The sequence below is a fragment of the Phenylobacterium sp. genome, assembly GCF_020253645.1.
Classification (GTDB): Bacteria; Pseudomonadota; Alphaproteobacteria; order Caulobacterales; family Caulobacteraceae; genus Phenylobacterium.
The window spans coordinates 1-7820 of record NZ_JADCBG010000205.1; the positions used below are offsets into that span (position 1 = coordinate 1).

A 7820-nucleotide genomic window follows, 5' to 3' on the forward strand; every position below is an offset into this window, starting at 1 on the left:
AGGGCGATGTCGGCGGTCTCCAGCCCGGCCCGTTCGGCGCCGAACAACAGGCCGGTCCGCAGGCCCTGACCCGCCTCGCCATGGGCGCGCTCGACAGCCTCCCTGGCGGTCAGCACGGGGAGCTGGAGCTCCCGCGGGCGGGCGGTGGTGGCCTGGACCAGAGCCAGGTCGGCGATCGCGTCAGCCACCGTGTCAAAGACCCTCGCCGCGTTCAGCGGCCACTCCGCCCCGGAGGCCGAGGCCCAGGCCCGCTCCTGCGGCCAGCCGTCACGGGGCGCCACCAGCCGGAGATCGGAAAGGCCGAAGTTGGCCATCGCGCGGGCGACAGCGCCGATGTTCTGCGCGAGCTGCGGCCGGTCGAGGATGATGGCGGGCGCTATGAGGTCCATGAGCGCCCTTTTCAGGCCTCGGACAGTTTGGCGCAAGCCGCCGGGGTTGCCTCAGCCTTTGCGCAGGTCCGGCAGGGGGGTATAGCAGTTCTGGATTCCATCCGTTTCGCCAAGGAGTGCGCGTCCGATATGGCCAAGATCAAAGTCGCCAACCCCGTCGTGGATCTCGACGGGGACGAAATGACCCGCATCATCTGGCAGTGGATCAAGGACAAGCTGATCTTTCCCTACCTCGATATCACCCTCGACTATTACGACCTGGGGATGGAGCACCGGGACGCCACCGACGACAAGGTGACCATCGAATCCGCCCAGGCCATCCAGCGCCACGGCGTGGGCGTGAAGTGCGCCACCATCACCCCGGACGAGGCCCGGGTGAAGGAATTCAACCTGAAGAAGATGTGGAAGTCGCCGAACGGCACCATCCGAAACATCCTCGGCGGTGTCGTCTTCCGCGAACCCATCGTCTGCCGGAACGTCCCCCGGCTCATCCCCGGATGGACCCAGCCCATCATCATCGGCCGCCACGCCTTCGGCGACCAGTACCGCGCCACCGACTTCCGGGTGCCCGGCAAGGGCAAGCTCACCATCAAGTGGACGGGCGAGGATGGCCAGGAGATCGAGCACGAGGTGTTCGACTTCCCCGGCTCCGGCGTCGCCATGGCCATGTACAACGTGGACGAGTCGATCCGCGAGTTCGCCCGGGCCTCCCTCGCCTACGGCCTGCAGCGCAACTACCCGGTCTATCTCTCCACAAAGAACACCATCCTCAAGGCCTATGACGGGCGCTTCAAGGACATCTTCTCCGAGATCTACGAGGCCGAGTTCGCCGCCCAGTACAAGGAGGCGGGCCTGACCTACGAGCACCGCCTGATCGACGACATGGTCGCCTCGGCCCTGAAGTGGAACGGCGGCTTCATCTGGGCCTGCAAGAACTACGATGGCGACGTCCAGTCCGACCAGGTCGCCCAGGGCTTCGGTTCCTTGGGCCTGATGACCTCGGTCCTCCTGACCCCGGATGGCAAGACCATGGAGGCCGAGGCCGCCCACGGCACCGTCACCCGCCACTACCGCCAGCACCAGAAGGGGGAGTCGACCTCGACCAACTCCATCGCCTCGATCTTCGCCTGGACCCGGGGCCTGGAGCACCGAGCCAAGCTGGACGGCAACGAGGCCCTGGCCAACTTCGCCCACACCCTGGAGAGGGTCTGCGTCGAGACGGTGGAGGCCGGAGCCATGACCAAGGACCTGGCCCTGCTGGTCGGCGAAACCCAGGGCTGGCTGACCACCGAGGGCTTCATCGACAAGGTGGCGGCAAACCTCGACAAGGCTCTCGCGGCGGGCTGAGCCCATCACCCCGGCCGCCCCCTCGGACCCGCTGCGCGGTTCACCTCCCCCTGAAGGTGGAGGAATTGCCGAGCTATTGCTCCCCATCAGGGGGAGCTGCCGGCAAAGCCGGCTGAGGGGGTGCAAGGGCGGCGCAGCTTCCCCCTCCGGCCCGCTGCGCGGTCCACCTCCCCCTCAAGGAGGGGGAGGAATTGCTGAGCCAATGGCGCCCCTGAGGGGGCGCTCCGGGCGAAGCTCAGTAAGGATTCGACAGCAGCTCGGAAGTCCCCCTACCGCCCGGCCCCGAGCTTCCGCCGGAAAAACTCCAGGGTCGCAGCGGTGCGGTGCTTCAGGTGGGTCTGGGTCCAGCCGGCACGGTGCCGGAGGCCCGGATAGACCATGGTCTCGAAGGCGACGCCCCTGCCCTGCAGGTTGGCCATGACCCGGGTGGCGTTGTCGAAGGTCACGTTGTCGTCAGCCATGCCATGGATCAGCAGCAGGCTCTCCGGCTTCAGCCGCCCCAGCCGGGCCGTGACCTCCGAGGCGGCGTAGCCCGCCGGGTTCTCGGACGGCTTTCCCATGTACCGCTCGGTGTAGTGGGTGTCGTAGAGGGTCCAGTCCGTCGGCGGCGCGCCGGACACCCCGGCGGCGAAGGGCGTATCGGGCGCCGTGAGAAGCATCGGCGCCATGTAGCCGCCATAGGACCAGCCGGTGACGCCGATCCGCGCGGGATCGACGAAGGGCTGTTGGGCCAGCCAGCGGGCGCCGGCGATCTGGTCGTCCACCTCCAGCTGGCCCAGCCGGCGGTCGATGGCGGTCTTGAAGGCCGTCGAACGGTTGGGCGTCCCGCGATTGTCGAGGGAGAAGAGGATGAAGCCGGCCTGGAGGTAGAGCTGGTCGGCCGGATCGTGCCAGACCTTGCGCACCTGGGCGCTGCCGGGGCCGCCATAGACCCGGACCACCACCGGATGCTTCCGGGAGGAATCAAAGCCCGGCGGCGTGCGCATGGACCACCAAAGGTCCGTCCCGTCGGCAGCCTTAAGGGTCCCGTAGGTCGGAGTCCTCAGCCGGTCCCGGTAGGCGGCCAGGGGGTGGGTGTCGTCCAGCGGGTTCTCCTCGATCCAGCGCACGCGCTCACCGTCGGCGCGGTAGAGCCCCGTCCGGGGGGGCGTCGTCGGGTCCTCGTAGGTTCCCACGAAGGCCCCGCCCCGGCCGGCGACCTTCACGGTCCACCAGCCCCCGGCGCCGGTGAGGGCGCGCGGCGCCTGGGCCCGTCGCCAGGAGGCCTCGTAAAGGCGGCGCTCAACGGGCGTATCTCGATTGGCGGTGAACAGGACGACGCCGCGGGCCTCGTCGATCCCCTGGACGGCGTCGACGGGCCAATCGCCCCGGGTCACCTGCCGGATTCGGCGGCCATCCGGACCATAGAGATAGAGATGTTTCCAGCCCGAGCGCTCGGAAGACCACAGGAAGGATCCGTCCTTCAGCGGCCGGAAATCGTCCGTCAGCTCCACCCAGTGCGGGCTGGTCTCGGTGAGCAGGACCCGGGAGGCCCCGGTCGCCGGGTCCACCGCCAGCAGGTCCAGCCGCTTCTGGTCCCGGGACTGTCGCTGGACGTACAGGGTCCGCCCATTGCGGGACCAGTCCACCCGGGCAAGATAGATGTCGGGGTCGGCGCCGAGGTCCACGGCCACGGGCGCGCCGCCGTCCAGGCCGGCGACGAACAGCTCCACCCGGGCGTTGGGACGGCCGGTCCGGGGATAGCGCTGGGGCACGATCACCGCGCCGGCGGCGTTCACGTCGAACCGCTCGACGACGTCCACGCCGGACAGGTCCACCCGGGTCAGGGCGATCCGGGTCTCGTCCGGGCTCCACCAGTAGCCGGTCTGACGGTCCATCTCCTCCTGGGCGATGAACTCGGGGGTCGCCCAGCTGCGCACCTCGGTTCCGTCCCGGGTCAAGGCCTTCGCCTCTCCGCCCCCGGACGGCGCGATCCAGAGGTTGTCGCCCCGGACGAAGGAGACGAAGCCGCCCTTGGGCGAGACCCGGGCGTCGACCTCGTCCTCAGGGGTCTCGGTCAGGCGGCGCAGGGATCCGTCGGCCCGGGTCCAGAGCCAGAGGTCGCCCTCGACGGGCGCGAGGATGAAGCGGCCCTCGTCGTCCCAGTCGTAGGCCACCACGCCTGAGGTCTGGACGCCCTGGCGCTCGCGGCGGCTCTTCTCGGCCTCGGAAAGGTCCCGACCGGTGGGGATCAGGGCGGCGGCGTCGATCAGCCGGCGGGGCGCCCCGCCGGCGACATCCGCCGCCCAGAGGTCCGTCACCCGAGGATTGTCCGCCCGCGCCCGGAGATAGGTGACAAGGGTCCCGTCCGGCGATAGGGCGACTCCGCGGGCGCGCGGCCCGCTCAGGTCCGGCGCCGCGTAGACCCGCTCGAGGGTCAGATCCTCCGCCGTCGCAGATCCCGTCATCAGGGCCAGGGCCAGCACTCCTGCTGCAAACTTCATCACGCGCACCTCCACAAGGCTCAGATCAGGGCGGAAGGCTCCAGGCCCAGTTCCTTCAGCAGGGGCTCGGCATAATCCACCCGGCCGGTCATGGTCGCCGGATCGGCCTTGGCCAGCTGGTAGACCGCCTCGGCGATGTACTCGATGGGCTGGACCCGGTCCTTGGACTGCGCGTTGATCAGGCCATGAACCGCCACGCCGGGCGTATCGACGAGGCCCGGCGAGACGACGTTCACCGCGATGCCGTTGGCCTGGACCTCCGAGGCGAGGCCGGTGGTGAAGCGCTCCAGCGCGGCCTTGCACATGCCGTAGACCGTCCCGCCTCGACCGCCGCGGTAAGGCGGCTTGGGATGGATCCCCGCCGGCGAGGAGATGTTCACGATCGACCCCGAGCCACGCGCGATCATCGAGGGCAGGACCAGCTGCGACAGGTGGAAGGGCGCATAGACCTGCACTTCCATCATCAGCTTGAAGCGCTTCTCGGTGAAGTCGACCACTGGCATGAAGTAGGTGATGGCGGCGTTGTTGATCAGGATGTCCACCGGTCCGAACAGAGCGGCGGTCTCGTCGATCAGGCGCTCGCGGTCGGCTGCGACGGCCAGGTCGGCCTTGATGAAGGCGGCGTCCGCGCCGGCGCGGCGCAGGCGGTCCACCGTGTCGTGCAGGGTGCCGGGCAGGCGGCTCTCGCCGGACTCCGCCGTGCGCGCCGAGGCCACGACCCGGGCGCCCTCCATGGCCAGACGGGCGCAGATCGCCTCGCCGATGCCCCGGCTGGCGCCGGTCACGACGGCGACCTTTCCCTTGAGGGTCCCATTGGGATTGATGACGGGCGAAGACATGGGGCGGCCTCCCGGACCTTGAATAGGGTTCACCTTATCGTCGAACCCTCGCCCCGGACGCCGCTTGAGGCAAGGCCCCCGCGCCGGCTCAACACGCCCCGCCGAGTTCGAAGGTCCGCAGGATTTCGACCTCCAGAGATGGGAAGACCTTCTCCTCGATCAGACGCAGCGCTCCCACCCGCATTCGCACCTTGATCGGCATGGACGGGGGCGCGGCCGGGGCTGGCCCCTCCCCGAGGTCGCACCGGAAGAGGGTGACATGCGCAATCTCCAGCGTCCGAACCGGCAGGCGGAGGCCGATGAGCTCGTGAACCAGGCGGCGGCGTAAGGCCGCCAGCGGCGCGGGCGTTTCACCAAGTGCGACTATGGCCGAGCGAAGGCGGGTTACGCGGTCCAGGACGATCTCAAAGGCTGGCGACTCCGAACAGATCGGCCCCAGGCCCGCCAGCATTGACATGGCCGCGCCGGGCTGGATGACCTGAGCCTGACGGATCTCAACGGGATCGAGGATCGGCTGAACGGTGAGATGGAGCGACCCTGCAGGAAGGGGGCGCCATCCCGTCTTCTGCGCCGGATACACCCTCTGCGCCTGGAGAAGTCCGGATAGGGCGTCCGGCCCTGGGAGGGCCTGAAGCTGAAGCGCAAACACGTGTGCCCCGACGGAGGGCCGCCCGCCAGGAGGTCTGGTCGCACCGCCTGCCCCTGATCCTTTCACCGGAGGCGCAGAATCAGCCGCCGAGCAGGGCCCGCACGGCGGCCAGCCCCTCCTCGGCCCGCGCGGCGTCCGGCGCACCACCCTGTGCAAAGTCGGGACGGCCACCGGCACCCTGCCCGCCAAGGGCCTGGACCGCGGCCCTTGCCAGGTCCACGGCGCTCAGCTTCTGGGCCGCCGCGCCGGTGACGGCGACGGTGACGGCGGCCTTGCCGTCGGCGGTTCCCACCAGGGCGATGACCCCGTCCGGAACCTGTTTCTTGAATTCCTCGGCGATGGGCCTCAGGTCCTTGCCGCCGACGCCGTCCATGACCCGGGCGAGAAGCTGGACGCCGCCGACCTCCTCGGGACCGCTGGCCGCGGCGGCGCCGCCGCCCATGGCCAGCTGGCGCCGGGCCTCGGCCAACTCCTTCTCGAGCTTGCGGCGCTGGGCCTCCAGGGCCTCCACGCGGGCCAGGACTTCGGACACCGGGGTGCGGAACTGTTCGGACAGGCTGCGGGCCACGGCGGCCTGCTCGACCAGCCAGCGGCGCGCCGCCTCTCCGGTCACCCCCTCGATCCGGCGCACACCGGCTGCGACGCCGCCCTCGGAGACGATCTTGAACAGGGCGATGTCCCCGGTGCGGTCGACATGGGTGCCGCCACACAGCTCCACGGAATAGGCGCCGTCGCCCTCAAGGGCCTCGCCCAGGGTCAGGACGCGGACAGACTCGCCGTACTTCTCGCCGAACAGGGCCACAGCCCCGGCGGCGATCGCCGCTTCCGGCGCCATTTCCTCGGTCCGGGCCGAGCGGTTCTGGCGGATCACGGCGTTGACCTCCGCCTCTATGGCTTCGATCTCGGCCTGGGTGACCGGTCCGCCATGACTGAAGTCGAAGCGGACACGCTCGCCGTCCACCATCTGGCCCTTCTGGGCGACATGGGGCCCAAGGACATGGCGCAGGGCCGCGTGCAGGAGATGGGCGGCCGAATGGTTGGCCTTGGTGGTGCGGCGCAGGTCTGCATCCACGGCCAGCCGGATCCTGTGGCCCACCTGAAGTTCACCCTCCAAGATCTCGATTTCATGGACGAAAAGATCACCAGCCTGCTTCTGGGTGTCGAGCACGCGCCCCCGTCCGCCGGACCAGGTCGCCACGCCCACATCCCCCGCCTGGCCGCCGCCCTCGGCGTAGAAAGGGGTGCAGTCGAAGACGGCGAAGACGGTCTCGCCGGCGCCGGCGGAGGGCGTCTCGTCCCCGCCGCGGACCAGGCTCACCAGCTCGCCCTCGGCCTCGGTGCGCTCATAGCCCAGGAACTCGGTGGCTCCGAGGCGCTCGCGGATGCCGAACCATTCGGCCGCGGCCGCGGCCTGGCCGGAGCCGGTCCAGGCTTCGCGGGCCATTTCGCGCTGGCGGCGCATGGCGTCCTGGAAGCCGTCCAGGTCCACCGCCACGCCGCGGGCGCGCAGGGCGTCCTGTGTCAGGTCCAGCGGGAAGCCGTAGGTGTCATAGAGGCGGAAGGCCACCTCGCCGGGCAGGCGGTCGCCCTCGCCCAGGCCGGTGGTCGCCTCTTCCAGCAGGGCCATGCCGCGCCCGAGGGTGCGCCGGAAGCGCTCCTCCTCCTGGCGCAGGGTCTCCACGATCATGGGCTGGGCGCGGCGCAACTCGGGATAGGCCTCGCCCATCTCCGAAATCAGGGTCGGCGCCAGCTGGTGCATCAGGGGCTCCTGGGCGCCCAGGAGGTGGGCATGACGCATGGCCCGGCGCATGATCCGGCGCAGGACATAGCCCCGGCCCTCGTTAGAGGGCGAGACGCCGTCGGCGATCAGGAAGCTGGACGAGCGCAGGTGGTCGGCGATGACCCGGTGGGAGGCCGCCTCCCCGCCCGGACCCACCAGGCCCTGGGAGGCCGAAATCAGGGTGCGGAAGAGGTCGGTGTCATAGTTGTCGTGCACGCCCTGCAGGACGGCGGTGATGCGCTCCAGACCCCTGCCGGTGTCGATCTGAGGCTTGGGCAGGGGGCGACGGGTCCCGTCGGCCATCTGCTCGAACTGCATGAAGACCAGGTTCCC

Annotated in this window: 6 protein-coding genes; 1 reads left to right on the forward strand and 5 read right to left on the reverse strand. The window is 69.8% G+C overall.

The window, feature by feature from the left end; genetic code table 11:
- A partial coding sequence (locus INE98_RS13510; protein WP_293539559.1) for an RNA methyltransferase occupies nucleotides 1-389 on the reverse strand: 389 nt, incomplete at its 3' end.
- Nucleotides 390-518: 129 nt separating this feature from the next.
- Here INE98_RS13510 and INE98_RS13515 point away from each other — a divergent pair.
- Complete coding sequence (locus INE98_RS13515; RefSeq protein WP_293539561.1) at nucleotides 519-1736, forward strand: NADP-dependent isocitrate dehydrogenase; 1218 nt, start codon at nucleotides 519-521, stop codon at nucleotides 1734-1736.
- A 269-nt stretch (nucleotides 1737-2005) separates the two neighbouring features.
- On the opposite strand, the gene INE98_RS13520 is transcribed toward INE98_RS13515, so the two are convergent.
- The 4 genes from INE98_RS13520 to alaS all read right to left on the reverse strand — a co-directional run.
- Nucleotides 2006-4219 carry a S9 family peptidase gene (locus tag INE98_RS13520; RefSeq protein WP_293539563.1) on the reverse strand — a complete coding sequence of 738 codons (2214 nt, stop codon included), beginning with the start codon at nucleotides 4217-4219 and terminating at the stop codon, nucleotides 2006-2008.
- A gap of 20 nt (nucleotides 4220-4239) precedes the next feature.
- Nucleotides 4240-5058: an SDR family NAD(P)-dependent oxidoreductase gene (locus INE98_RS13525; protein ID WP_293539564.1), complete on the reverse strand. Its 819-nt coding sequence runs from the start codon at nucleotides 5056-5058 to the stop codon at nucleotides 4240-4242.
- A gap of 88 nt (nucleotides 5059-5146) precedes the next feature.
- Nucleotides 5147-5707 (reverse strand): hypothetical protein, encoded by a 561-nt coding sequence (locus tag INE98_RS13530; RefSeq protein WP_293539566.1) that lies wholly within the window; start codon nucleotides 5705-5707, stop codon nucleotides 5147-5149.
- 79 nt (nucleotides 5708-5786) lie between these two features.
- The coding region (gene alaS / locus INE98_RS13535; RefSeq protein ID WP_293539568.1) for an alanine--tRNA ligase at nucleotides 5787-7820 on the reverse strand (2034 nt) is incomplete at its 5' end.

What these genes read in the sequence shown, in the direction of transcription:
- INE98_RS13515 (WP_293539561.1), top strand. Translation starts at nt 519, where the DNA reads ATGGCCAAGATCAAAGTCGCCAACCCCGTCGTGGATCTCGACGGGGAC.
- INE98_RS13520 (WP_293539563.1), bottom strand. Translation starts at nt 4,219, where the DNA reads ATGAAGTTTGCAGCAGGAGTGCTGGCCCTGGCCCTGATGACGGGATCT.
- INE98_RS13525 (WP_293539564.1), bottom strand. Translation starts at nt 5,058, where the DNA reads ATGTCTTCGCCCGTCATCAATCCCAATGGGACCCTCAAGGGAAAGGTC.